Here is a 25,100-nt window from a genome sequence, read left to right on the forward strand (position 1 = left end):
CAGTTCAAATTATGTACATCTCCTATAAGCAGATGTATCCATAAAATAAATTTGTTGATTTTCAAGCGAATTGCACAAATAACACCCACTTAAGGAATAGATATTGTGTGCTATTTTAATCACAGTTAGGGTGTTTTCTCAATTTTTTCCAGCGAAAAATCTTTGTTATTTGAGGATGTTTTGCTAATTTTGCACTCCGAAAAACATCTGCTTATAGGAGATTGACATGTGAGGGATGTTGCTATTTGCCATTCCGGACAAACTCCAGTATCATTCTATTGGCGTCATCTATTTTATTGGCGTTCAATGACGAAAGGTATATTCTTGTTGTTTTTTCGGAATCGTGTCCTAATCCTTCACTTATGACTGAAATGGGGATATTGTTGTTATAAGCAATATTTGCCCATGAATGGCGCGCAACATACATGGTCAATGGCAATTCAAGCCCTAACAAATGCCCTATTTCTTGAAGATTCCGATTGACATTATGTATTTTTGAAAGGTACTGTTTTCGCTCGTTTGTACCTATTTTTGTAATTATCGGTAGTAAATATGGAGAGTTGTCTGTGTCATACTTGTCAACGATATGTTGCATACAATTTTCCCAATGAATGAAAAGTTGTTGTCCGCTTTTTTGTCGTTTGTATGACAATATTCCATTCTTGAGATCTTTCTTTTTAAGAAAGGCCATGTCCACAAACGACATACCTCGTGTATAGAAGGAGAATAAAAACATATCGCGTGCAAAATCATAACGCCGAATATCAGAAAAATCCAGCATTATGATTCGGTGTATGCTATTGACATCAATAGCCCTTTTGATAGTCTTATCCATCCCTGTGAACACATTCTTGAAAGGATTGGTATTCATAACAAGCCCTTTATCAACAGCGCGGTTATAAATGGCTCGTAAAATGCCCATATAGAATGAAGATGTGTTTTTTTTCAATCCAAGCGTCTTTATAATATACGTTTCATAGGCTTCTACTATTTCGGAGTCTAATTCTCCGATAAATAAATCTCGCCCGTTTCTAAAACGCATGAAGCTGTTTAGCGTATTATTATACGTTTCAGCTGTCCGTGTTTTTCCTATTGTATTCAATGATGCGATTACATTTTTTGTAAATGTGAAGAGAGTGTCATATTGTCTTTCGGGTGACATATATGCTTTGATGACATCTTCGGCTGTATATGCCTGAAGAGTTTGTTCCAATACCTTTATTATATAGTGTATCCTTTTCTCTTTCTCTGCAAGTTCTATTTTCAAATCCTTGATGTATTCCTCTCTGCTTGGTGTTACTACATGAATGTCACCGGAGTTCCATTCTTCCTCAAACAGTTTGCAACCGGTTTTTATCTGCTTGATCACATGGGCTTGTGTTACCTGATACACTAATACACCTTCTTTTCCGGGTATAGATGAGGGGCGAAATTTTAATTTAATTGTTGCCATATTTCCAGCTTTTAGATTATTGATAAAATTGAAGGGGAATCCAATTTGGACACCCCTCCAAAATATATCATAATTGTAACCTGGATTTTGGAAATACTTGATTTGTTCTTAACTCTGAGATGTTTTTTTCAACATCATCGTTCTTTTTTTCAGTGACTTCGGGCTTCGTCGGTGCAAGTTCCAGTTGTATCTTCCGGTCGAGGGCGGCAAGTTCGGATTTCAGTTGTCTCAGCTCGTCCTCCTTCTTCCAGACCTTGCCCGCTATCGCCTGCAGCTGTGGTATCTCCTTTTTCAGCACCTCGTTCTTCGCCTTGTACTGGTCAATGGCGGAGGGTATCTTCTCCAAGGCGTTGAGGAAGTTGCGTGCCGCCACCACGGGGTCAGCCATCGCCAGATGCCCGTTGTTGTAGGTGTACTTGTAGTTGCCCTCCACCACGAAGCGGTTGTCGGTGAACTCCAGTCCGTCCCTCATCATCCGTTCGCTGATGACCTTGACGGGGAAACCGTAGATTTCACCGACAGGCTTGTAAAGCCCGCCTGTGGCGGCATTCTTGGCTATCTCCTGCAAATGCTTACCTATTACCTTTTCATCGGCAGAATCTACCCCGTCCACTTTCAGCATATTCAAACGGTTTCCGTCCTTGTCCGTCTTCGCGGCAGCGGCAAACCTGTCCCAGTCCTTCGTCATGGCTTCGACAATCGCCGTGTTGTTGCGCAGTTCGCCCGTTTTGGACTCTAACTTGAACTCCGAATCGCGCTTACCCTTGTTGAACGACTTGCGTTCCCCTTCGAGCGAGGCGATACGCTTGTCCAACTTCGCTTTGTCAAGCAGGTCGGTATTGCCGGAAAGCAATGCCATATACTCCGAAAAGTTCATGCCCGATTTCTCGTCCATAGCCCCCTCGTCGATGGTACGCGCGCCCATAGCCCCGCTTTTGAGCTGCGAGATGAACGTCTGCTTGCAGTGCAGCAGGTTGAACTTGTAGCTGTCCAGTGACTTCTCCACGGCGTAGATGATGACATCCACGTTGTTCCCTGCAAAATGCTTGGCAATCTCGTTGCCTGCTCTAACTCCACGTCCGTCACGCTGTTGCAGATCAGACGGTCGCCACGGTGTATCCAAATGATGGATGGCGACACACCTTTTCTGTGCATTCACGCCCGTTCCAAGCATGGAGGTAGAGCCAAACAACACGCGCACCGTCCCGGCATTCATGGCGTCTATCACCGCCTTGCGAGCCTTGTCAGTCTTGCATTCCTGAATGAAGCGCACTTCGCTTGCCGGTATGCCGTAGTCCTCCGTCAGCTTCCGCTTTATCTCGCTGTACACGTTCCACCCGTCGCCCGGCTGGTACGTCCCCAAATCAGAGAATACGAACTGCGTTCCCTTGTGCGCGTCGTATTTATGGTAATACTCCGCTATCATCTTGGCGCAGTGGCTCGCCTTGTTGTCGGGATGGTCTTCGTAATTGGGGTCTATCATACGCATATCCAAAGCCATCTTCCGCGCGTAGTCAGTGGCGATGAGCATTTTCGCCTTTTCCTCCGTTTCCGACAAAGGCAACCTGCCCAACAGTGTGGCGTCACCCGTCTTGGCAAATTCCATCAGTTGTTTGATGAAATACTCTTGGTCGGGCGTAGGCGGTATATTGTGCAGTATCTCGTTTTTGCTCGGACGGTCCACACCCACATCCTCCGCCGTGCGGTAATCGGTGATTTCGTTGTAGAAGGCGGCAAGCTCTGGTACTTTGATGAAGTAGCGGAAACGCTCTTTTTGCACCACATTGTTCGTTACATTGAACTCAAAGTCGGTCGTCTTCTTTGCAAAAATCGCCGCCCATGCGTCGAAGCACCGAATATCCTGCCGTTCCAGTTCCTTCGGGCGCAGATACTTGAAGAGCAGGTACAATTCCGTCAGGCTGTTGGAAATGGTTGTGCCGGACAGGAACGTAGCCCCCAAGTCCTTGCCCGTGCGCTCCTGTATGGTGCGTATGGCAAAGAGCATATTCAGGGCTTTCTGGCTTCCCTCCGAGTTTCCCAACCCCGCCACACGGTCATGTCGGGTGTTGAAAGTCAAGTTCTTAAATTGGTGGCTCTCGTCTATGAAAATGTGGTCGATGCCCATCTGCTTGAAGTCCACCACGTCATCCGTGCGCGACTTGATGGCGTGTTCCACTTTCTCTAACTTTGCCACAAGGTTGTGCTTGCGCTTCTCCAATCCTTTCAGCATCGCCCGCGACACGTTCTTGCCTTGCTGCCGCAAGACTTCGAGGTTTTCCTCCACCGTGTCAAGCTCCGCTTGCAGGATGCGCTGTTGCAACTCCGGTGACTGCGGAATCTTGCCGAACTGGTCGTGCGACATGATGACGCAATCGTAGTCGTTGTTCTTGATGTTGTTGAAGAAACGCACGCGGTTGGCGGTCGAAAAGTCCTTTTCCGAAGCGTAGAGGATACGGGCATTCGGATATGCCGCCTGATAGGTTGCGGCAATCTCCGCCACGTTCGCCTTCAATCCGATAATCATCGGCTTATGCGCCAAGTTCAGACGCTTCATCTCATGCGCTGCAATGCACATTATCAGCGTCTTACCTGTTCCGACTTCATGGTCGCATATTCCGCCGCCGTTCTGTTTTATCATCCAGACGCAATCCTTCTGCGACGGATAAACGCTTTGAATACCACGGCTTGCCAATCCTTTCAGATTGAGGTCGGGAAACGTCTGGTGCGAGCCGTCATACTTCGGGCGCACGAAACAGTTGAACTTGCGGTTATACATCGTTGTCAGCCGTTCTTTGAACTGTGGCGACTGCTCTTCCAGCCATTCCGAGAACCCGTTGCGTATCTCGTCTATCTTGGCGTTGGCAAGCTGTATGCCCTCACTGTCACGCACCTTAATGTCATTGCCATTCTCGTCCTTACCGATAGACTTCATCATGTCAGGGCAGGTGTTGTGCAGGGCGTGTTTCAACAGGTGCATACCGTCATAGTTCCGGTAATAGCCCTTCACTAAGAACTCGTCCGTGATCTTCATGGTGCGGTAGCCGCACGCCACGGAAAACTCGTCCATGCTGGCGGAATAGGCGATTTTCACGTCCGTGTCGAAAAGATGGCTCATGTAGGCGGCATACACGCCCGTGGGAATCCAGCGTTCACCGAAGTTGAAGTCGAGGTCTTCAAAGGCGATACGCTGCGGTTCGGCTTCCTTCAAAGCCTCCAAAGCCTGTTTCACTTCCGGCAATCTTTCGTTTTCGGGATTACCGCCTATCCATGCCTCTATGCGCTCCGCCTTCTCTATCACGTTCCCCGCGATGAAGCGGTCTTTAATCTCGTAACCGGTTACGAGCGGATTGTAGAAGATACGACCTTTGAGGGCATTGAGAAGCTCCTCTTCCGTACTGTCTGTTATCCCCCGCATATAGCCGAGATTGACCGTACCGTACTTGTTGAGCGATGCGGACAAGGCTTCTTCGGGAGAGCCGACGTTGGCATGGTTCTCCACCGAGAAGGAAACGGGACGGTCGAAGATGTCCGCCTTGACGAACTTGCCGTCCTCCGCACGTTCCAGCGAAAGGATGTCGCGCCCTCCGGCATCCATCATTACTAACTTCACGTTCTGTTTGGCATTGAGGTTGCCATAACGCATGACAAACTCGTCGTAACAGGTGTTCAGGTGTTCACGCCAAGGTACATTTTCCTCACGTCTGTTCGATTCATAGCGGTACAACCGCTCGTATGCGTCACGGAGCGATACATACAGCAACGCTTTCTCTTTCTGATAACCGGTTAGTCCAAGCGGCTGGAAGGTTGCACCGTAGGGAGTAATGTCCTTCAGATAACCGATGTCGCGTGCCCTGTTTGCCACCAGCGACCCTTCACGCAGGTGCATTTCCGGCGTGCGGTGATAGGGACGCGGCGTAAGGTCGGGGGCTTCCTCCTTCGGCTTTTCCGTTTCAAATTCCGGGAATAGTGAAGCGGTTGCTTTCTCACTTGGGCTATTGTCCGTAATAGGAACGGGAGTTGCCTCCGGCTGTGCTTCGGGTTGTTTTGCTGCTTCCTTTTGCTCCGGTTTGTTATCCGACGAAGGCACAAAGGCAGGATTCATCGTGTCCTTGATACCCGACTTTTTCAGTTGTTCCTGTCTGTGCCGTTCCGCTTCAAGCCGTAGAGCCTTGCGCCGTTCCGGTGTCAGGCTCATCATCGTTTCATAGAAGCCGTTGATGGGTGGATTGGTGTCCCAGTCCAAAGTGGCATAAATATCTTCAGGGTCGCTTTGCTTCCCTGCACTTTCCGGCTTTGCCTTCTTGCTTTCGGTTGCAGGCTTGACGGATTCAACAGGAGGAACTGCCATAATCGGCGGTTTCGGTTTAGGAATAGCACGCTTTGCCTTGTTTTCCTTTTTGGTTGCCTTTTTCTTTTTGGCAGGTTCTTCTATGGGCATACCCCAAAGGTCAAGCAGAGTGAGCTGAACGGCATTTGAATGATTCGTCTGGCGTGGCTCAATCTCCGGCTTCTCGTCTATGGGTTGAACTTTCGGTTTCTCCGCTTCTGTGATAAAAACATTAGCGGTAGAAGTCACCGCTTCTACTTTCGGAGACGGCTGTACTTCCACATTCATACTTTTATCCGTACTTTCCGTTTGCGTCGGATGCAGGCTATGTCTTTCGTAGAGTTCCCTGTTGAGTTGGTGCAGTTCTATTTTCAGATGTTCCCGTAAGTCTTCCGCCAATTGTACGGTATCGCCTCTGTGCATGAGCTTATAGGCAGGCTTTCCGTAAGGGTCGGTACTTTTGGTTAAATCCGTGTGGGAAAGCGAACCGATGCTCCATACATACCCATTTACGGAAGTGCCGATAGGGGTCTGTTCTGTTTGCACAAAAAGTTTCTCATTATAATACAGTTTCCCGTTCTTTCCGCTGTTCTTTTGCAGAATAATCAAATCACTGCCCACCTCCGTACCCGCATTTTCCGTAAAGAGGTTGTTCGGCAGACGGGCAACACCCACCAGATTGGCGTGGTTCATCATATACTCGCGTATGGGCGCATTGGTCGGGGCATCCAACACCCCCTGCGAGGTAATGAACGCCACGATTCCGCCTTCACGCACCGCATCAAGGCTTTTCAGAAAGAAATAGTTGTGTATCGTCTTGGATGCCGACCGTCTTGCCATGTCATGACTGTTGGTAAATTCCGGGTCGAACACCGCCACATCACCAAAGGGGATATTGGATATAGCCAGATCAAAATGGTTCATGAACGGCTTTTCAATTTTCTCGTACCCCTGTATCCTTACTTTCTGGTCGGGATGCAGGTGTTTCAATATCTTGCCCGTCATCAGGTCTTTCTCAAAAGCCATGATGTCCGCGTCCGGCTTGTTCTCTAATACGGCATCCACAAATGCGCCAACGCCTGCCGATGGTTCCAGTACCCGGTCGGGGCGTATGCCGTGTTCATGCAGCACGTCCGCAATAGTGCCTGTTATCTCCGGCGGAGTATAGAAAGCGGTCAGAACGGATTGCTTCATAGCATCCATGTACCGCTTATACTCCGTATCGTCTTTTGTATTCTCCCGTAGTAACTTGTGCAGTTCCACGGTAGGGGCAAACAGTTCGAGGTCGGATTTCGCCCAATGGACGGCATCCGTCAGTTCCTTTGCTGGGTTCAGTATGCACTTCAGTCCACCGAAACCGCAATAACGCTCCAACAAGAGCCTTTCGCGTGCGGTGGGGGTGCGTTGTTCCCTGTCAAGGACGAATGCCGTCCGTATCGCCTCGATGTTGTCCCGCAACCTTTGTTTGCGGTTAAACGCCATATTCCTCTATATAAAGGACGACAGCCCCCGTCAGCTCCGTGTAGAGCAGGTCATAATCGGGCGACAGGGCGAAATTGTCATCCGAAAGGTCATAAATGGAGAATACGTTTCCGACAAGCGGCAGCAGTTTTCGGGTAAAGGATTCACGCTCCGCTTCCGGCACGTCGTCGGCAAACTCGTTCTCTACGACTTCGCGCAGGATGGCGTACTTGGAGTAGCGAAGCCCCTCCGTCAGCGTGCGCATAGCCAATTCCTGCGCACCTGCGGCGGGATAGCCTTCGAGCATTGCCCGTTCATACGTTCCGGCGGCACGGTCGGCGCGTTCACGGATGAAGGCTTCGTCGGTCGCCTGTTCAAATCTGTTTGTTCGGAGATAGTCTAGCAGGTACAGACCGTAGTAGGAAAAGTCGGTCTGCCCCTCGTTTTTCTTCTTGTTGTTCATTACTTTGGAATTTAGTGGATTGGTAAATCATGACCGGGATAATTGTCTGAAAGGAGAAAGAAAAGGCACTCGGTATCCCTCCGAGTGCCACCACTAAATCCAAAGCATGAGTGTAATCCGGTATCGAAGAACAGTTCATTACTCTGAATCAGTGGCAAAGTTACTCATTATTTTCTTCTTCTCGCAGAGGTTGCCTTACTTTTCCTTTCGGGGAACACGAAAGTCGTGTTGTAGTCCCCGTCAAAGGCAACCACGGCATCGAAACTCTTGCCCTGCTTGCTCTTGAAACCTTTGAGCAGTTTCGTGTGTCCGTCGGTGAGCAGGTCTTTGATTTCGTCATCGGTGAGGGTACGGTTTGCCTTCAGGCGGAACACGGGCAGCCCGCACTCCGCGTTGTCGCAGCGGACGACCTTGCCGTAGAACTGCATACTGCCCGTCCCGCACTTGGGACACTTGCAGCCGGAATCCCTGCGGGCGAACAGTTTGTCGCACGAGAGCAGTTCGGAGGTAATCTCCTTTGTGTACGCCTCTATCTCCTTGCGGAAGGTATCGGCGAGCAGTTCCCCGCGCTCGATGCGTGCCAGTTCCTTCTCCCATTCACCCGTCATGGCGACGTCGGCGATGAGCATCGTCTTCACGACCGAGTAGAGGGCAAGCCCTTTTTCGGTGGGTACAAGCGACTTCTTGCAACGTTCCATGTAACCGCGTTTGAAAAGCGTTTCGATGATGGCTGCACGGGTGGCAGGCGTGCCGATGCCGCAATCCTTCAATGCCTGACGCAGCGCGTCGTCCTCTATCTCCTTGCCAGCCGTTTCCATTGCGGACAGCAGGGAGGCTTCGGTATGCAGCGGCTTAGGCTTGGTCTTACCTTCCGTGATGGAGGCGGCTTTCAGTGCCAGCCTATCGTCTTCCTGCCAGCCGGGTATGATGGTCTCCTCTTTCTCTTCCTCGCCATAGACTGCACGCCACCCGACTTGCCTGATAACACTGCCTTTCACCACGAACTCCGCTCCGGCACACTCCGCCGTAACAGTAGCGGTGTCTTTGACGCATTTTTCAGAGAAAGCCTCAATCATGCGTCCGGCAATCATCTGATAGACGGTATTATCTTCTTTGGAGAGGAACAGCGGTTTCTCGCCCGTGACGAGTAGGGCATGGTGGTCTGTTACCTTGCCGCCGTCCACGCTGCGGCGTGTCGGCACTGCCTTCGGATTGACTTTGTCTTTCCATTCGGGCAGGTTGCCGATGAAGGCGAGCAACTTGGGAATTTCCACGAACACGTCTTCGGGGATGTAGCGGCTTCCGGTTCTCGGATAGGTGATAAGTTTCTTCTCGTAGAGCTTCTGCGCGATTTCGAGTGTCTGCTCCGCTGTGAAGCCGTGTTTGGCGTTGGCCTCCTTCTGGAGCGTGGTCAGGTCGTACAGGAGCGGAGTGTCCTCTATCTTCTCCTTGCGCTCCGCTTTCGTGACGGTGGCTGTGCCTGCTTCCTTTACTTTATTATATAATTCCGTCGCAGGCTCTTTCTCTTTCCATTTCTCGGAGGACGAGAATTTCACGGTATCACCGTTGCCTCCGTCTGCGGCGATATGGAGCTGCCAGAACGGTTCTACCGTGAAACGGCGGTTCTCCCAGTAACGTGCGCATACCATCGCCAGCGTAGGTGTCTGTACCCGTCCGACGGAATATGTGCCGTGTCCGGCGGCGATGGAGAGTGCCTGCGTGCCGTTGATGCCCACAAGCCAGTCGGATTCGCTCCGTGCTTTGGCGGCAAGGTAGAGGTTGTCGTATTTGTCGCCCGCTTCGAGGTTGCGCAGTCCCTCACGGATAGCCTTGTCGGTAAGCGAGCTTATCCAAAGGCGCACGAAAGGAGTGGTACATCCGATATAGTGGTAGAGGTAGCGGAAGATAAGCTCACCTTCGCGTCCGGCATCGGTCGCCACGATGATCTGCTCGCTTTCCTTGAAAAGACGGGCGATGATTTTTATCTGCGACACCACGCCGCTGTCGGACTTGTAGCCTTTCTCTGTCTTTTCCTGACGGGGAATGAGCGTGAAGGTTCCGGGGATGACGGGCAGGTTACCACGGACGAAACCACGTATGCCGTAGCCGTCGGGCATGGCAAGCTGGACGAGGTGTCCGAATGCCCATGTCACGGCATAGCCGCCTCCCTCGAAATATCCTTCCTCTCTTTTTGTCGCGCCCACGATGCGGGCGATTTCACGTGCCACGGATGGCTTTTCTGCAATGATTGTCTTCATGTTTTCTTACTTTTTAGTGATACTTTGGATTCTATTTTGGATTTAGTGGTGGACACGGGAGATTACATCTTCATGCCCTTGTTGTTTTTCTTCTGTGGTTTCTCCTGCTGCTGTTGCTGTTTGTCGTCCTTCGGAGCGGTCTGTCCCTTCTGCAACGGCTCTTTCAGGTTCTTGGTCGCCTCGTTGGTCTTGCCCTCGCTGTTCACCGCCACCTGTGTGCGGCTTTCGTTGGAGGGGGCTACCTTCTGTGCGTTGTCAGGATTGGTGTCGTAGCGATAAGGACGACCCTTCTCCGGGTTGAACTTGATATACATCGTGGCATGGAAACCCTGTTTGTCTGTCACGTTCTCCAGCTTTATCGCCTTACCCGCTGCATAATCGGCTTTCTGCTGGTCGGTGAAGTTCATGCCGCTCCATTTGCTGATGGGGCGGATGCTGCCGTCGGCGTTCGTCCACGTGTTGCGGCGTTGCTCTTTCTGTGGGGCTGCGGAATTTTCCATGCCCTGAGCCTGTCCTTGTGTGAGATTGTTCTTGGCTTCCTGCGTCTGGGCAGTACGCGGCGACCTGCCGGTTCCCGGTACGAACTCCACGCCTCGCTGCTCTACATTCACTTGAAGAGTGGTGACGAATTTCCTGCCGTCGTTGCGCTCAATAAGTTTGTCGCGCACGGGCAGCCCGGCACGCAGCATATCCTGTTCCTGTTTGGTGATTTCCGTCTTTCCGATGCGCTCCGGTATGCGCACTTTGTTTGCTGGTATGTCCGTGATTTCATTTGTCTTGCGGTCTATGCTGATGAACGAGGGGATGATTTCACCCGTTTCCTTGTCCACGATGTCCACGACCCTGCCGAGATTGCCCGTTTCGCGCAGGTTCTTACGGTCTTCGTCCGAAAACTTGTGTTCCTTGTACTCGTCGAGTTTCTGCTCCTTGCGGATGAAGTGCGGCACGAGGCTGACATTGCCTTCACCGTCTTTCTTAAAGGAAAGGCGGGCGTCCAGTTCAAAAGCCTCGCCGCCAAACTTGGGCGACACTTTTACCAAATCGGATTTGCCGTAATTGAGCATTTTGGTAAGGTCGCCGGACTTTTCAAGGTCATCGCGTTTCACGCCCCATTTCTCTTCCAGCTCCTGCCAGTTGATTTTGCTCTCGTCGATGGGCTGGTAGCCCCGTCTGCCCTGTGCCTGTTGTTGCGGGCTTTCCTGATTCTGTTCCTGCTTCTTTTCCATTTCTTCCTGTTTTTGGGTTTCTTTGGGTTGCTCTTCCTGCTTTTGTTCCGTCTTTCCGGCGGTCTGTTCTTCCTTTACCTGCTTCTCGTAGCCGGAGGTGTCCACCTTGTGGGGCGCGAGCAGTTCCTTGTTGGCTTCGGGGTCTTTCAGCAGGTCTTTCATCACCTCCATCAGTTTGTCGGCTTGGTCTGCCGCGACACGGTAGAAACCGAAGCGGCTGGGCTCCTTGCACTGCCGGAAGAAGTTTTTGAAGAAGTTGTCCAGCACGTCGCCGTGGCGGTCGAATTGCAGGAAACTCTGCGCGTTCTCCGCTTTCGCGGGGGTGCGCTTGGGGGAACCGTCGGCATCCAGCCCGGCTACCACGCTGAGTTCGCCCGTCTTCTCGTCACGGACTATCAGCACGTCCTTTTCAGTTGTTTTCTTTGCCATTTGAAAAATGTTTTAATGGGTTATTTTTGAAAGAAATTATGGATACGGGCCTTGTAGAAGGCTATATCTTCTTTTTTGAAGTCCTTTACGTGTCCGGAAAGAAACGTCAGCACGTCCTCTTCGCTGTAATAGGTCTTTTTGCCGAGCGTCTTGTACGGCAACGCGCCGATACTGCGGTAGCGTTGCAGGGTGCGCTTGCTGATCTGGAGCAGCATACAGAGGTCCTGGTTGTCGAACATCCTGATACGTTCCATCGGGTCCGGGGCTTTGCCGGACGGCTGCAAGGAGAGCAGCAGTTCGTCCTGCCGGTCGAGCCGTTCCATCAGCTTTTGCATCCAGCTCTCGAAATTGTTTCGGGTAACTATTTCCATATTTATGTCCTCCGTTTTTCTTGTTTCTGAGGCAAAGTTCGGTAAAGGGCAAAAGCGGCTTTAACAACTCACTACGTGACTCACGTATAATTTTTTTAGGGAATGGCTCCGTTACCCGGACAGACGACGCAACAAGCAGCCAGTCAATAAGAAATGGAACGTAGATATAGAAAGCGTATTACTTTTATGCCGGATTCCCGGATAAGAGGCTATGAACAAACATACTTACTGGAACAAATCCTTGCATAGTAATCAAAAACAAATGAAATATGGAAATTATTAGCATTGAGAAAAAGACTTTTGAAGAGATGGTTTCAAAATTTGACAACCTTGTTGCAAAAGCCGAAGCATTATGCTTTGAAGACAAAAAAATGAGTGAGTGGATGGATAGTCAGGATGTCTGTGTCCTTTTAAATATCAGTCCACGCACCTTGCAGACTTTACGTGACAGCGGACGCTTGGCATATTCACAGATAAACCATAAGACATATTATCTTCCAGAAGATGTCGGACGTATGCTGCCTATCGTGGAAAAACGAAAAATAAAAGACAAATGATAACAAAAAGCAGAAAGCCTATGAATGATAACCAATTGATAACGAAAGAAAGTGAATGGATTGCCTATTTTACAAGTAGTATAGAACGAATAATAGCAAAAATGGAACGGATGAAAAAGGATTGCCGTCCCACTTTGGGCGGCGAGAATTTTCTTACGGACAAGGAAGTGGCTGAACGGTTGAGAATCAGCAGGCGTACCCTACAAGAATACCGGAATGAAGGGCGTATTTCATACATTCAGCTGGGAGGAAAAATCATATATAAGGAAAGTGATATTGAACGGTTGCTCAAAGACGGGTATAGGGAAGCCTATTTGACAGACCTTTAAAAAATAGGAAAGGGGCATCACCTATGTAGGTGCATACCCCTTTTCCCGTATGGGATTCATTTGTTCTCAGCTGGGATTTGAATAACTGCCATTCTTCTCATTCAACCCAAGCAATAGGTAATTAATGTTTTTATTTTCACGCAGCAGTTTTTTAAGCACGTATTTTCTGAAAAAGGTGCTCTCTCTACTGCATATCCTGAACGAAATGGCTGTTATCATTTCAAGAGAATAGACATCCATGCTTATCCGATTGCCGTTTTTTATATATCGCATTGTAATCTGCTCATCCAACTCACGACTTTTATAAGCAGAGCGGATAATTTTTCGGACATCCGAAGAAAACACGCCAAACAAGTCGGCTATTTCAAACAATGTCATCCATACGGGAGTAGTTGGCATAGTGACTGCTCCCGTTTCACTGATGGTTATAATCCCTCTGTCCATAATTCCCTATACTTGTCGTTTCAAAAAACTCCGTTCTACATTTTTCATATCGCGTAAAATAGAGGTGTCCAGTACCTTGGCATAATGCTGTGTCATACGGATATTGGAATGTCCCAAGATTTTAGCGACATTTTCCATGCTTACCTCGTTTGCCAAAAACACGACGGTAGCCGCAGTATGCCGGGCAACGTGTGTGGTCAGACGCTTCTGTATTCCACAGATGTCGGCTATCTCCTTTAAGTAAGCGTTCATTTTCTGGTTGCTCAATACAGGCAAAAGCACATTTTTGGCAATACAATCAGGTTGGTGCGAATACTTGTCTATCAATTTACGGGCGGGTGATATGACTGGAATATTACACATCTGCTTTGTTTTTTGGCGGGCTTTACGAATCCACAAGTTACCGTCATTGTCCCTTACAAGATGTTCCTTGCTGAGCTGATGCACGTCTGCAAAAGCCAGACCTGTGTAGCAGCAAAAGGCAAACACGTCCCGAACCTGCTCCAGCCGTTTTATCTCAAAATCCTTTTCCATCAGCCTGTCCAGTTCTTCTTGGGATAAAAACTCCACATTGACTTCATCCATCTTGAAATGAATGCCATAAAACGGGTCTTTTTCTATCCATCCGTTGGCTAATGCGATGCGTATGACTTTTTTCAGGTTCTTCAAATGTTTCAATGCGGAATTGTTCTGGCATCCGATGGACGTTTTCAGCCAATACTCGAAATCGCGAACAAACTGCCCGTCCAGTTCATTCAGGAACAGGTCATCCTTGTGATATCCAAAACGGATAAACTCCCTCAACCTGTTTATGGAAGTCTCAAATTTTGTCACGGTTGATTCCGTGTACTCCTTACCGATTAAAGCCCGGCATTTCTCGTTATGGTCTGTATAGATTTCCAAAAGCGTATGCTGCACTTTATCCCGACCGTAATATCTGTCACGGATGGCATCTGCCGTAACCATTTTTGCATCTACTTCAAGTTCCCTGTGTATCTGCAACACTTTGGCACGAACAGAACTTATATAATGATTAAGTTCCTGCGAATTGCGGTCTTTTCCTTTGGAACATTCTTTTGACTGGTTCCAAAGTTCTACAGGTACGCTACGCTTGATCATAATTTCCGCTTTCCGCTTGTCAACGGTAATGCGCATACATACGGGAGCCTCCCCGTTTTTCAGCAGTTTCTGCCGCTTGATGTAAAACAACACACTCAGTGTACTACGTCTCTTTTCAATTCCCATACTTTTTGCATTTTAAGTGGTACAAAGTTAAATTCCATTGTCCCAAATCAGGCTATGCAAAATACTGAGAATCAGCGAAAACAAATCCAAATCGTTGGACTTTTCAATCCTTTAAAAAGTCCAACGGATAAGCCAGTGCCAACTGCGCCATTCCGCGGCTTTTTATTAGGAATTATAGAAAACAAAAAAGTCCCAAAGTATTGAACTTCAGAACTTTTCTTGATTTTGCTTCATAAGATTGCGGTGCGTACGGGACTCGAACCCGTGACCCCATGCGTGACAGGCATGTATTCTAACCAACTGAACTAACGCACCAAATTTTAATTGGATTAACTCTTTTCTATTCTCTTTGCTTCTTAATGAAAGAAGCGGTGCGTACGGGACTCGAACCCGTGACCCCATGCGTGACAGGCATGTATTCTAACCAACTGAACTAACGCACCAGAATTTCAATTTATTAATCTGCATCTCTCTCGATTGCGGGTGCAAAGGTAGTTGTTTTTTGTAAACCTGCAAGCGTTTTGAGAAAAGTTTTTTTCAAGAAAAAACGAGAAAAATGCTTAGTGTCTCATTTTGAGTACTTTTGTAATGAAAAAAAATATTCGTTTTTCTTCTGATCGGATAGTGACGGTATCCGGTCATTATAGTGACGCTATCACGATGGAATACCGTCACTATCCGAAGGCAATGGCGTCACTATCCTAAAGTTTGTCATTCTTTTCATTGAAAATAACTCCCGATATCTTTCTATCTGTAAGAAATCACCGTTTTTATATCAACTTTCTGCTTGAATAATTCGTAATTTTGCAATAAATCGTTATTTTTGCGGACTAAAATTAGAAAGGTAGAAAATAATCTGCCTAGAATCGTTAATTAGTAAAAAGAATGATGACAACAGCCAAACTGTTATTGCACTGTCCCGACAAACCGGGAATCCTTGCGGAAGTGACAGACTTTATTACGGTAAACAAAGGAAATATTATCTATCTGGATCAGTATGTAGATCATGTAGAGAACATCTTCTTCATGCGTATTGAATGGGAACTGAAAGATTTTCTGGTTCCACAGGAAAAAATTGAAGATTATTTCAGAACACTCTACGGGCAAAAATATGAAATGGATTTTCGTCTTTATTTTTCTGATGTAAAACCACGTATGGCTATTTTCGTATCCAAGCTGTCACATTGTCTTTTCGATATGCTAGCCCGGTATACGGCAGGAGAGTGGAATGTAGAGATACCTCTTATTATAAGTAACCATCCGGATTTGCAGCACGTAGCAGAACGTTTCGGAATTCCTTTCTATCTGTTCCCTATCACCAAGGAGACGAAAGAAGAACAGGAACGCAAAGAGATGGAACTGCTTGCCAAACATAAGATTACATTTATCGTATTGGCACGCTATATGCAGGTGATCTCCGAACAGATGATTAATGCTTATCCGAATAAAATTATCAATATTCATCACTCTTTCCTTCCTGCGTTTGTAGGGGCGAAGCCTTATCACGCAGCTTTCCAGAGAGGGGTGAAAATTATTGGTGCAACTAGTCATTATGTAACGACAGAACTGGATGCCGGACCGATTATTGAACAGGATGTAGTGCGCATCACTCATAAAGATGCTATTGAAGACCTCGTAAATAAAGGAAAGGATTTGGAAAAAATCGTTCTTTCGCGTGCAGTGCAGAAGCACATCGAGCGCAAAGTTTTGGCTTATAAAAATAAAACAGTAATATTTAGCTGATGAAAGTAGCAGTTGTAAAATACAATGCCGGCAATATTCGTTCTGTGGATTATGCTTTAAAACGGTTGGGGGTAGAAGCGGTGATTACTGCTGATAAAGAAGAACTCCAATCGGCCGATAAAGTTATTTTTCCCGGAGTAGGAGAGGCGGAAACTACCATGAACCACTTGAAAGCAACGGGACTGGATGAACTGATAAAGAATCTCCGTCAGCCTGTCTTTGGAATTTGTCTCGGCATGCAGTTGATGTGTCGGTATTCCGAAGAAGGAGAAGTCGATTGTTTGAATATCTTTGATGTGGACGTGAAACGTTTTGTCCCGCAGAAACATGAGGATAAAGTGCCGCACATGGGATGGAACACCATTGGAAAAACGAATAGCAAATTGTTTGAAGGGTTCACCGAAGAAGAGTTTGTCTATTTTGTGCATAGCTTCTATGTACCGACCTGCGACTTTACTGCTGCTACAACTGACTATATTCACCCGTTCAGTGCTGCGCTGCATAAAGATAACTTTTATGCTACCCAGTTCCATCCGGAGAAAAGTGGTAAGACAGGAGAGAAGATTCTGACAAACTTTTTAAACCTCTAAGATACAAATAGTAAATAGATGATAGAAATTATTCCAGCCATTGATATTATTGACGGAAAGTGCGTACGCCTTTCCCAGGGAGATTACGATAGTAAAAAGGTGTATAATGAGAACCCGGTGGAAGTTGCTAAGGAGTTTGAGGCGAACGGTGTTCGCAGGCTTCATGTGGTAGACTTGGACGGTGCTGCTTCTCATCATGTCGTTAACTATCGGGTGTTGGAACAGATTGCTGCACGCACTTCTCTCGTCATAGATTTTGGTGGGGGAGTAAAGAGTGATGAAGATTTGAAAATTGCTTTTGAGAGCGGTGCGCAGATGGTAACCGGAGGAAGCATTGCGGTGAAAGATCCGGAATTATTCTGTCATTGGCTGGAAATATACGGCAGTGAGAAGATTATTTTGGGGGCAGATGTAAAAGATCATAAGATAGCCGTCAACGGTTGGAAAGATGAAAGTGCCTGTGAACTTTTTCCATTTCTCGAAAATTATATAGATAAGGGGATACGAAAAGTAATCTGTACGGATATTAGCTGTGACGGAATGTTGAGTGGCCCTTCTATCGATTTGTATAAAGAGATGCTGGCGAAATTCCCTGACCTTTATCTGATGGCTAGTGGCGGGGTGAGCAAGGTGGATGATATTGTTGCTTTGGATGAGGCTGGTGTTCCCGGAGTTATTTTCGGTAAGGCATTATACGAAGGACATATCACCTTACAAGATTTGAGAATTTTTCTATAATGAGCGTATCTGAATAAATAGGATACCTTTATTATAAGGAAGATAAGAATCAAGCTTCAGGAATATAGATTATAAATTGTTGAACAATAAATAAAATAGGATTGTGTTAGCAAAAAGAATAGTACCTTGTCTGGATATAAAAGACGGACAAACCGTGAAAGGAACGAATTTTGTCAACTTGCGCCAAGCCGGTGATCCGGTGGAGCTAGGCCGTGCTTACAGTGAACAAGGGGCAGATGAACTTGTTTTTCTGGACATTACTGCAAGCCATGAAGGACGTAAGACTTTTACGGAATTGGTAAAGCGGATTGCTGCTAATATCAATATCCCATTTACCGTAGGTGGTGGAATCAATGAATTAAGTGATGTTGACCGTCTGCTGAATGCAGGAGCAGATAAGATTTCTATCAATTCTTCCGCTATCCGTAATCCCCGGTTGGTTGACGAGATTGCAAAGAATTTCGGCTCACAGGTTTGTGTGTTGGCTGTGGATGCTAAACAGACCGAAAACGGTTGGAAATGTTACCTGAACGGAGGGCGCATCGAAACGGATAAAGACCTGTTCGAGTGGACTAAAGAGGCACAGGAACGCGGAGCAGGAGAAATACTCTTCACAAGCATGAATCACGATGGTGTAAAAGCCGGTTATGCAAATGAAGCACTTGCCGCTTTAGCGGATCAACTCTCCATTCCCATCATAGCTTCGGGAGGTGCAGGCTGTAAGGAGCACTTCCGTGATGTCTTTTTACAGGGAAAGGCAGATGCTGCATTGGCTGCCAGTGTTTTTCACTTCGGAGAAATTAAAATTCCCGAATTAAAATCGTATCTTTGCGGCGAAGGAATTACCATCAGGTAAAAAAACATTCGTAGGCGATAGATAGTAATTGTAAATTGAAATAGTAATTAGAACTTATATAAAAATGGAATTGGATTTCGATAAAATGAACGGACTCGTTCCGGCTATCATACAGGACAACGAGACACGTAAGGTCTTGATGCTGGGGTTCATGAATAAAGAAGCTTATGATAAAACGGTAGAAACCGGAAAAGTTACATTCTTTAGCCGTACGAAGAATCGTTTATGGACAAAAGGCGAAGAAAGCGGTAACTTCCTTCATGTTGTATCTATAAAGGCTGATTGCGACAATGATACATTACTGATTCAAGTAGATCCGGTAGGCCCTGTGTGTCATACAGGTACAGACACTTGTTGGGGTGAGAAAAACGAAGAACCGGTCATGTTCCTGAAAGCATTGCAGGACTTCATAGACAAGCGTCACGAAGAAATGCCTGAAGGTTCTTATACAACCAGCCTGTTTGAGTCAGGAATCAATAAGATGGCTCAAAAAGTAGGTGAAGAGGCTGTGGAAACAGTGATCGAAGCTACGAACGGTACTGACGAACGTTTGATCTACGAAGGAGCCGACCTCATTTATCACATGATTGTATTGCTCACTTCAAAAGGCTATCGCATTGAAGATCTTGCACGTGAACTGCAGGAAAGACATAGCAGTACATGGAAGAAGCATTAATAAGTAAAGATTAAAAATTAAAAATAAAAACGGGAGTCGGCATGGATGACGGGGCGTTGATACAATATAAGAACGTAGAAATCCATCAACAGGAACTCTGTGTGCTAAGTGATGTAAATCTGGAATTGCACAAAGGAGAGTTTGTCTATTTGATCGGAAAAGTAGGCTCGGGAAAAACGAGTCTGCTCAAGACTCTTTATGGCGAACTGGATGTAATTGACGGTGAAGCGGAAGTGCTGGGTTATAATATGCGATCTATCAAACGTAAGCATATCCCGCAACTGCGCCGCAAGTTAGGCATTGTATTCCAGGATTTTCAACTACTCACAGACCGCACTGTATATAATAACCTGGAATTTGTGCTTCGTGCCACAGGCTGGAAAAACAAACAGGAGATACAGGATCGCATTGAAGAAGTGCTTCAACTGGTGGGAATGTCCAACAAAGGTTATAAACTTCCGAACGAACTTTCCGGTGGCGAACAGCAGCGCATTGTGATTGCACGTGCCGTACTCAATTCTCCGGCTATCATCCTGGCGGATGAACCAACCGGAAATCTGGATGTGGAAACAGGTAAAGCCATCGTTGAATTGTTGCACAATATCTGCGAATCCGGCTCATCGGTAGTGATGACGACGCACAATTTGCAACTGCTGAAAGATTATCCGGGCAGGGTATATCGTTGTGCCGACCATCAGATTGTAGATGTGACCGATGAATACATGCCCAGACAGAGAACAATAGAAATAGATTTAAATATAGATAACTAAAACAGTAACGAAAATGAAAGTTTTAAAGTTTGGAGGAACTTCCGTAGGTTCTGCTCAGCGCATGAAGGAAGTAGCCAAATTGATTACCGATGGTGAACAGAAGATTGTTGTTCTTTCTGCTATGTCAGGAACAACAAACACATTGGTGGAAATTTCGGACTATCTGTATAAGAAGAATCCGGAGGGTGCCAACGAGATTATTAATAAGCTGGAAGCAAAATATAAACAGCATATTGATGAGCTTTTTGCAACCCAGGAATATAAACAGAAAGGTCTTGAAGTTGTCAAATCCCACTTTGACTACATCCGCTCCTATACTAAAGACCTTTTCACTTTGTTCGAAGAGAAAGTGGTTTTGGCACAGGGAGAGCTTATCTCTACGGCGATGGTAAACTTCTACCTGCAGGAATGTGGTGTGAAGTCCGTGTTGCTTCCGGCTTTGGAATTCATGCGTACTGATAAGAATGCAGAACCGGATCCCGTATATATTAAGGATAAGTTGCGTGTTCAACTCGATCTTTATCCGGATACGGAAATCTACATTACGCAAGGTTTCATCTGCCGCAATGCTTACGGTGAGATAGACAACCTGCAACGTGGTGGTAGCGACTACACCGCTTCTCTGATCGGAGCAGCAGTGAACGCTTCCGAAATCCAGATCTGGACAGATATCGACGGTATGCACAATAACGACCCGCGTATTGTTGACAAGACCGCTCCGGTACGCCAGCTGCACTTCGAAGAAGCAGCCGAGTTGGCTTATTTCGGTGCAAAGATTCTGCACCCTACTTGTATTCAGCCAGCTAAATATGCCAATATCCCTGTCCGCCTGTTGAACACAATGGATCCGGAGGCTCCGGGCACACTGATTTCTAACGACACGGAAAAAGGCAAGATCAAGGCAGTAGCTGCAAAAGATAACATCACTGCTATTAAGATTAAATCCAGCCGCATGTTATTGGCTCATGGTTTCTTGCGTAAGGTGTTCGAAATCTTCGAAAGCTATCAGACATCTATCGATATGATCTGTACGTCAGAGGTCGGTGTATCTGTTACGATAGATAACACGAAACATCTTAATGAGATTCTGGATGATCTGAAGAAATACGGAACAGTAACTGTTGATAAAGAAATGTGTATCATCTGCGTTGTAGGTGACCTTGAATGGGAAAATGTCGGTTTTGAAGCGAAAGCACTCGATGCGATGCGCGATATACCGGTGCGAATGATCTCGTTTGGAGGAAGTAACTACAACATCTCCTTCCTCATTCGGGAGTGTGATAAGAAAGTAGCTTTACAATCGTTGAGCGATATGCTTTTCAACGGCAAATAATTCCACAAATAATACGAGCGCTTTTACCGAACTGATAAAAGCGCTCTTTTTTAACCAACTAAATAAGTTTTTCGAATTATGAAGGGAATATTTCCAATCGATAAATTCCGCACTTTGCAGACACCTTTCTATTATTACGATACCAAAGTGCTGCGCGATACATTGTCGGCTATTAACCATGAGGTTGCCAAATATCCTAATTATTCAGTGCATTACGCTGTCAAAGCAAATGCTAACCCGAAAGTACTTACCATCATTCGTGAGAGTGGAATGGGAGCCGACTGTGTGAGCGGTGGAGAAATTCGTGCCGCTATCCGTGCAGGATTTCCGGTCAATAAAGTTGTTTTTGCAGGAGTCGGTAAAGCAGACTGGGAAATTAATCTCGGGCTGGAGTACGGCATCTTCTGTTTTAATGTAGAGTCTATCCCCGAACTGGAAGTAATCAATGAATTGGCTGCTGCTCAAAATAAGGTGGCTAATGTTGCTTTCCGTATCAATCCGGATGTAGGCGCACATACTCACGCAAATATCACTACCGGTTTGGCAGAAAACAAATTCGGTATCAGCATGCAGGATATGGACAAGGTGATAGATGTGGCACAGGAAATGAAAAACGTAAAGTTTATCGGGCTTCATTTCCACATCGGTTCACAGATTCTGGATATGGGCGATTTTGTAGCTCTCTGTAATCGTGTCAATGAATTACAGGATAAATTGGAAGCTCGCAGAATTCTGGTAGAACATATTAATGTAGGAGGTGGTTTGGGAATTGACTACGGACATCCCAATCGTCAGGCTATTCCGAACTTCAAGGATTACTTTGCTACCTATGCCGGACAACTGAAATTGCGTCCTTATCAGACCTTGCATTTTGAATTGGGACGTGCAGTTGTAGGACAGTGCGGTTCCTTAATCTCTAAGGTTTTGTATGTAAAACAAGGCACACGGAAGAAATTTGCCATCCTGGATGCAGGTATGACCGATCTTATCCGTCCGGCTCTGTATCAGGCATTCCATAAAATGGAAAATATTACTTCCGAAGAACCATTGGAGGCATACGATGTAGTAGGACCGATCTGTGAATCGTCTGATGTTTTCGGAAAAGCAATTGACCTGAACAAAGTGAAGCGTGGTGACTTGATAGCCCTTCGTTCTGCTGGTGCTTATGGTGAAATAATGGCTTCCGGATACAACTGTCGTGAATTGCCGAAAGGATATACTTCCGACGAACTGGTGTAAGTAAAAAATGAACCGCTACAATCAAAATGTGAATGTAGTTTAAAAATATAGGGTGCATGGAACAATTTTAACTGAAAGCTTGTTATTTTTGTAATGAGTTCAAAAAGAAACTACATTAACAACTTAATAAAAAATACGATTATGATTTCAGAAAAATTACAGAATGCAATTAACGAACAGATTACTGCTGAAATGTGGTCTGCTAACCTGTATTTAGCAATGTCTTTCTATTTTGAGAGAGAAGGTTTCAGTGGATTTGCTCATTGGATGAAAAAGCAGTCACAGGAAGAAATGGGACACGCTTATGCCATGGCAGACTATATCATCAAACGTGGAGGAACTGCTAAAGTTGATAAAATAGATGTTGTTCCTAACGGATGGGGTACTCCTCTGGAAGTATTCGAACACGTATACAAACATGAATGTCATGTTTCTCAATTGGTAGACAAGCTGGTAGACGTAGCTGCTGCTGAAAAAGATAAAGCAACACAGGATTTCTTGTGGGGATTTGTTCGCGAACAAGTAGAAGAAGAAGCTACTGCGCAAGGCATTGTTGATAAAATCAAGAAAGCTGGTGATACCGGAATTTTCTTTGTAGACTCACAATTGGGACAGCGTTAATGATGCTACTCTGAAAAATAGTTCTTTAATATATGATAGAAGCTGCCTGAATTCCTGTTCAGGCAGCTTCTTTGTACGCTCGGCATGAGCATTATCTAACGGGTGTAAGTCCCGAGTAAGCCCTAATAGCGGGAATTACATAGCCAATGGCAATGGTGTCCATCGCGAGTTGGAATCAGAAGGAAGCCGGCAGCAAACATCTGACCTGACGAACAGAAACTTCATACAAGGCATTTGACCGTGGGTAAGGTTGCAAAGCGAACCAAAGCCCTATAGCTATTCGGAACGGTTGGTGTAAATGAAGCAGGTATAAGATGGAAAGATAATGCCCTTATCCGAGGAGGTCTCACGGACGTGCGGACTAGTTTTTTTTTACGAAATGTACGGAGTAAAGCTTGCCGTGAGAAGTCAGCAGAAGTTATAGTAGTGAAGTTATCGATAAGCTTCATGAAGGACTGAACCTAATAATTAAGCGATAGTAATTGAAAGTTACCTTATGAAAGGACGAATGCAGAAAACATCAGCTCCAGCTAATGACTGCTCTCAAAGAGCTAGGACGGAATCCGAATGGTATGAGGGAGTGCAGACTTTCATGTGGATGACCGAAGACAACATCGTGGAAGTAGCATTCGACAAGGAACATTTGTTTGAACTTATTCTTAGTCCCTCTAATCTGAATAAAGCCTATAAAGCTGTATCCGGCAATAAAGGGTGTGGCGGTATCGACAAGATGTCATGGGAAGAACTGTTTCCATGGCTTTTGGCTAATAAGGATGAGTTTATAATTTCTTTGCAAAACGGGACATATCGTCCTAATCCAGTCCGGAGGGTTGAAATCCCTAAGGCTAATGGCAAGACACGCCTTTTGGGTATTCCTACCGTGGTAGACCGCCTGGTGCAACAAGCCATCCACCAAGTTCTGACACCAATTTACGAGCGTCAGTTCTCCATGACAAGTTATGGCTTCCGTCCAAAAAGGGGCTGCCATGACGCACTGCGAAGAGCGCAGAAGATAGTTGATGAGGGCTACAGATATGTAGTTGACCTTGATCTAGAGCGTTTCTTTGATACAGTAAGTCATAGCAAGCTGATAGAGATACTTAGCCACACAATAAAGGATGGAAGGGTTGTGAGTTTGATACACAAATATCTTCGCAGCGGTGTAATGAACCGAGGCCTGTTCGAAACAAGTACGGAAGGTACTCCCCAGGGTGGTCCTTTAAGTCCGCTGTTAAGCAATATAATGCTTAATGAACTGGACAAAGAACTAGAAAGCCGTGGCCACCCTTTTGTTCGTTATGCTGATGATGCGCTGATATTCTGTAAATCCAAACGCGCAGCACAACGCGTCAAGGAATCCATCACCCGATTCATTGAAGGACAACTCTTTTTGAAAGTGAATCGTGAAAAGACAGTTGTGTCGTACGTGCAAGGAGTAAAGTTCCTTGGCTATTCTTTTTATGTAATGAAAGGCAAATGTCTGCTGACGGTACATCCCCAATCCAAGTCAAAGATGAAATTCAAACTCAAGGAGTTGACAAGTCGTAGTAACGGGTGGGGATATGAATGCAGGAAACAGAAACTTAGGAAATACATAAGAGGATGGTTAGGTTACTATCACTTGGCCCAGATCAAGCGTCTTTGTCTTGAAACGGACGAATGGTTAAGGCGACGGATACGTATGTGTATCTGGAAATCATGGAAGAATCCCAAGACCAGAGTGGCAAATCTAAAGAAATGCGGTGTCCTTGACTGGCAGGCGTATCAATGGGGTAACACTCGACTCGGGTATTGGCGTGTAGCACTCAGCCGTCTGCTTACATTCGCAATGTCTAACGATAAGTTGCGCAGAGCAGGTTATGCTAGCCTAATGGATTATTATCTCGAATGGTACCCAAAATAGGAACCGCCGTATGCGGAACCGCATGTACGGTGGTGTGAGAGGTCGGAAAGCGAAAGTAGGAAGAAAAC

20 protein-coding genes and 2 tRNA genes are annotated in these 25,100 nt (G+C 46.3%); 12 read left to right on the forward strand and 10 right to left on the reverse strand.

Going from position 1 to position 25,100, the window contains the following annotated elements; all coding sequences use genetic code 11:
* Positions 1–241 precede the first annotated feature (241 nt).
* The 6 genes from DXB58_RS04025 to DXB58_RS04050 form a co-directional block, all read right to left on the reverse strand.
* A complete protein-coding gene (locus tag DXB58_RS04025) occupies positions 242–1,453 on the reverse strand; it encodes a site-specific integrase (RefSeq protein WP_122135967.1) in 1,212 nt (403 codons plus the stop codon).
* Positions 1,454–1,520: 67 nt separating this feature from the next.
* Complete coding sequence (locus DXB58_RS04030) at positions 1,521–7,262, reverse strand: N-6 DNA methylase (protein WP_122135968.1); 5,742 nt, start codon at positions 7,260–7,262, stop codon at positions 1,521–1,523.
* Positions 7,252–7,704, reverse strand: coding sequence for a DUF1896 domain-containing protein (locus DXB58_RS04035; RefSeq protein WP_008141546.1), 453 nt, complete (start codon positions 7,702–7,704; stop codon positions 7,252–7,254). Before DXB58_RS04035 ends, DXB58_RS04030 begins: the two co-directional genes overlap by 11 nt.
* Positions 7,705–7,871: 167 nt before the next feature.
* The gene (locus DXB58_RS04040) at positions 7,872–9,962 is read right to left on the reverse strand and encodes a type IA DNA topoisomerase (RefSeq protein WP_008141550.1); all 2,091 of its coding nucleotides are present in this window, start codon (positions 9,960–9,962) and stop codon (positions 7,872–7,874) included.
* Positions 9,963–10,024: 62 nt separating this feature from the next.
* Entirely contained in the window at positions 10,025–11,617 is a 1,593-nt protein-coding gene (locus DXB58_RS04045; RefSeq protein WP_054858099.1) for a DUF3945 domain-containing protein, read from the reverse strand.
* Between the two features lie 20 nt (positions 11,618–11,637).
* Positions 11,638–11,988, reverse strand: a complete 351-nt coding sequence (locus DXB58_RS04050) for a helix-turn-helix domain-containing protein (RefSeq protein ID WP_008141554.1) — start codon at positions 11,986–11,988, stop codon at positions 11,638–11,640.
* A gap of 269 nt (positions 11,989–12,257) precedes the next feature.
* Here DXB58_RS04050 and DXB58_RS04055 point away from each other — a divergent pair, with 269 nt between their 5' ends.
* Together DXB58_RS04055 and DXB58_RS04060 are read left to right on the forward strand one after the other, a co-directional pair.
* The gene (locus DXB58_RS04055; protein WP_008141555.1) at positions 12,258–12,545 is read left to right on the forward strand and encodes a helix-turn-helix domain-containing protein; all 288 of its coding nucleotides are present in this window, start codon (positions 12,258–12,260) and stop codon (positions 12,543–12,545) included.
* A gap of 20 nt (positions 12,546–12,565) precedes the next feature.
* The gene (locus DXB58_RS04060) at positions 12,566–12,874 is read left to right on the forward strand and encodes a helix-turn-helix domain-containing protein (RefSeq protein ID WP_040311225.1); all 309 of its coding nucleotides are present in this window, start codon (positions 12,566–12,568) and stop codon (positions 12,872–12,874) included.
* Between the two features lie 66 nt (positions 12,875–12,940).
* On the opposite strand, the gene DXB58_RS04065 is transcribed toward DXB58_RS04060, so the two are convergent.
* The 4 genes from DXB58_RS04065 to DXB58_RS04080 form a co-directional block, all read right to left on the reverse strand.
* Complete coding sequence (locus DXB58_RS04065) at positions 12,941–13,318, reverse strand: hypothetical protein (RefSeq protein WP_008141557.1); 378 nt, start codon at positions 13,316–13,318, stop codon at positions 12,941–12,943.
* A gap of 6 nt (positions 13,319–13,324) precedes the next feature.
* Positions 13,325–14,563: a site-specific integrase gene (locus DXB58_RS04070; protein ID WP_008141558.1), complete on the reverse strand. Its 1,239-nt coding sequence runs from the start codon at positions 14,561–14,563 to the stop codon at positions 13,325–13,327.
* A gap of 241 nt (positions 14,564–14,804) precedes the next feature.
* Positions 14,805–14,878, reverse strand: a tRNA-Asp gene (locus DXB58_RS04075).
* A gap of 54 nt (positions 14,879–14,932) precedes the next feature.
* A tRNA-Asp gene (locus DXB58_RS04080) sits at positions 14,933–15,006 on the reverse strand.
* A 442-nt stretch (positions 15,007–15,448) separates the two neighbouring features.
* Here DXB58_RS04080 and purU point away from each other — a divergent pair.
* The 10 genes from purU to ltrA all read left to right on the forward strand — a co-directional run bounded on the left by purU (position 15,449) and on the right by ltrA (position 25,032).
* Entirely contained in the window at positions 15,449–16,306 is an 858-nt protein-coding gene (gene purU / locus DXB58_RS04085) for a formyltetrahydrofolate deformylase (RefSeq protein ID WP_004297049.1), read from the forward strand.
* Positions 16,306–16,896 (forward strand): imidazole glycerol phosphate synthase subunit HisH, encoded by a 591-nt coding sequence (gene hisH / locus DXB58_RS04090; protein WP_008643438.1) that lies wholly within the window; start codon positions 16,306–16,308, stop codon positions 16,894–16,896. The genes purU and hisH overlap by 1 nt, the downstream gene beginning before the upstream one ends.
* Before the next feature lie 18 nt (positions 16,897–16,914).
* On the forward strand, positions 16,915–17,634 hold the full coding sequence (hisA, locus tag DXB58_RS04095) for a 1-(5-phosphoribosyl)-5-[(5-phosphoribosylamino)methylideneamino]imidazole-4-carboxamide isomerase (RefSeq protein ID WP_117934933.1): 720 nt from the start codon (positions 16,915–16,917) through the stop codon (positions 17,632–17,634).
* 103 nt (positions 17,635–17,737) lie between these two features.
* Positions 17,738–18,490, forward strand: a complete 753-nt coding sequence (gene hisF, locus DXB58_RS04100; protein ID WP_009000029.1) for an imidazole glycerol phosphate synthase subunit HisF — start codon at positions 17,738–17,740, stop codon at positions 18,488–18,490.
* Between the two features lie 64 nt (positions 18,491–18,554).
* Positions 18,555–19,166, forward strand: a complete 612-nt coding sequence (gene hisIE / locus DXB58_RS04105) for a bifunctional phosphoribosyl-AMP cyclohydrolase/phosphoribosyl-ATP diphosphatase HisIE (protein WP_122135969.1) — start codon at positions 18,555–18,557, stop codon at positions 19,164–19,166.
* A gap of 41 nt (positions 19,167–19,207) precedes the next feature.
* On the forward strand, positions 19,208–19,936 hold the full coding sequence (locus DXB58_RS04110) for a cell division ATP-binding protein FtsE (protein WP_004304028.1): 729 nt from the start codon (positions 19,208–19,210) through the stop codon (positions 19,934–19,936).
* Positions 19,937–19,949: 13 nt separating this feature from the next.
* Positions 19,950–21,269 carry an aspartate kinase gene (locus DXB58_RS04115; RefSeq protein WP_117934928.1) on the forward strand — a complete coding sequence of 440 codons (1,320 nt, stop codon included), beginning with the start codon at positions 19,950–19,952 and terminating at the stop codon, positions 21,267–21,269.
* Between the two features lie 78 nt (positions 21,270–21,347).
* Positions 21,348–22,508 carry a diaminopimelate decarboxylase gene (lysA, locus tag DXB58_RS04120; protein WP_122135970.1) on the forward strand — a complete coding sequence of 387 codons (1,161 nt, stop codon included), beginning with the start codon at positions 21,348–21,350 and terminating at the stop codon, positions 22,506–22,508.
* A gap of 141 nt (positions 22,509–22,649) precedes the next feature.
* Positions 22,650–23,129: a ferritin gene (locus DXB58_RS04125; protein ID WP_122135971.1), complete on the forward strand. Its 480-nt coding sequence runs from the start codon at positions 22,650–22,652 to the stop codon at positions 23,127–23,129.
* 496 nt (positions 23,130–23,625) lie between these two features.
* A complete protein-coding gene (ltrA, locus tag DXB58_RS04130) occupies positions 23,626–25,032 on the forward strand; it encodes a group II intron reverse transcriptase/maturase (protein ID WP_117938143.1) in 1,407 nt (468 codons plus the stop codon).
* Positions 25,033–25,100: the final 68 nt, after the last annotated feature.

Origin of the sequence: Bacteroides sp. OM05-10AA (genome assembly GCF_003439055.1) — a bacterium.
GTDB lineage: Bacteria > Bacteroidota > Bacteroidia > Bacteroidales > Bacteroidaceae > Bacteroides > Bacteroides intestinigallinarum.

Excerpts from the sequence above, each read along its gene's own strand:
- DXB58_RS04025 (WP_122135967.1), bottom strand. The coding sequence starts at position 1,453 with ATGGCAACAATTAAATTAAAATTTCGCCCCTCATCTATACCCGGAAAA.
- DXB58_RS04030 (WP_122135968.1), bottom strand. The coding sequence starts at position 7,262 with ATGGCGTTTAACCGCAAACAAAGGTTGCGGGACAACATCGAGGCGATA.
- DXB58_RS04035 (WP_008141546.1), bottom strand. The coding sequence starts at position 7,704 with ATGAACAACAAGAAGAAAAACGAGGGGCAGACCGACTTTTCCTACTAC.
- DXB58_RS04040 (WP_008141550.1), bottom strand. The coding sequence starts at position 9,962 with ATGAAGACAATCATTGCAGAAAAGCCATCCGTGGCACGTGAAATCGCC.
- DXB58_RS04045 (WP_054858099.1), bottom strand. The coding sequence starts at position 11,617 with ATGGCAAAGAAAACAACTGAAAAGGACGTGCTGATAGTCCGTGACGAG.
- DXB58_RS04050 (WP_008141554.1), bottom strand. The coding sequence starts at position 11,988 with ATGGAAATAGTTACCCGAAACAATTTCGAGAGCTGGATGCAAAAGCTG.
- DXB58_RS04055 (WP_008141555.1), top strand. The coding sequence starts at position 12,258 with ATGGAAATTATTAGCATTGAGAAAAAGACTTTTGAAGAGATGGTTTCA.
- DXB58_RS04060 (WP_040311225.1), top strand. The coding sequence starts at position 12,566 with ATGAATGATAACCAATTGATAACGAAAGAAAGTGAATGGATTGCCTAT.
- DXB58_RS04065 (WP_008141557.1), bottom strand. The coding sequence starts at position 13,318 with ATGGACAGAGGGATTATAACCATCAGTGAAACGGGAGCAGTCACTATG.
- DXB58_RS04070 (WP_008141558.1), bottom strand. The coding sequence starts at position 14,563 with ATGGGAATTGAAAAGAGACGTAGTACACTGAGTGTGTTGTTTTACATC.
- purU (WP_004297049.1), top strand. The coding sequence starts at position 15,449 with ATGATGACAACAGCCAAACTGTTATTGCACTGTCCCGACAAACCGGGA.
- hisH (WP_008643438.1), top strand. The coding sequence starts at position 16,306 with ATGAAAGTAGCAGTTGTAAAATACAATGCCGGCAATATTCGTTCTGTG.
- hisA (WP_117934933.1), top strand. The coding sequence starts at position 16,915 with ATGATAGAAATTATTCCAGCCATTGATATTATTGACGGAAAGTGCGTA.
- hisIE (WP_122135969.1), top strand. The coding sequence starts at position 18,555 with ATGGAATTGGATTTCGATAAAATGAACGGACTCGTTCCGGCTATCATA.
- DXB58_RS04110 (WP_004304028.1), top strand. The coding sequence starts at position 19,208 with ATGGATGACGGGGCGTTGATACAATATAAGAACGTAGAAATCCATCAA.
- DXB58_RS04115 (WP_117934928.1), top strand. The coding sequence starts at position 19,950 with ATGAAAGTTTTAAAGTTTGGAGGAACTTCCGTAGGTTCTGCTCAGCGC.
- lysA (WP_122135970.1), top strand. The coding sequence starts at position 21,348 with ATGAAGGGAATATTTCCAATCGATAAATTCCGCACTTTGCAGACACCT.
- DXB58_RS04125 (WP_122135971.1), top strand. The coding sequence starts at position 22,650 with ATGATTTCAGAAAAATTACAGAATGCAATTAACGAACAGATTACTGCT.
- ltrA (WP_117938143.1), top strand. The coding sequence starts at position 23,626 with ATGAAAGGACGAATGCAGAAAACATCAGCTCCAGCTAATGACTGCTCT.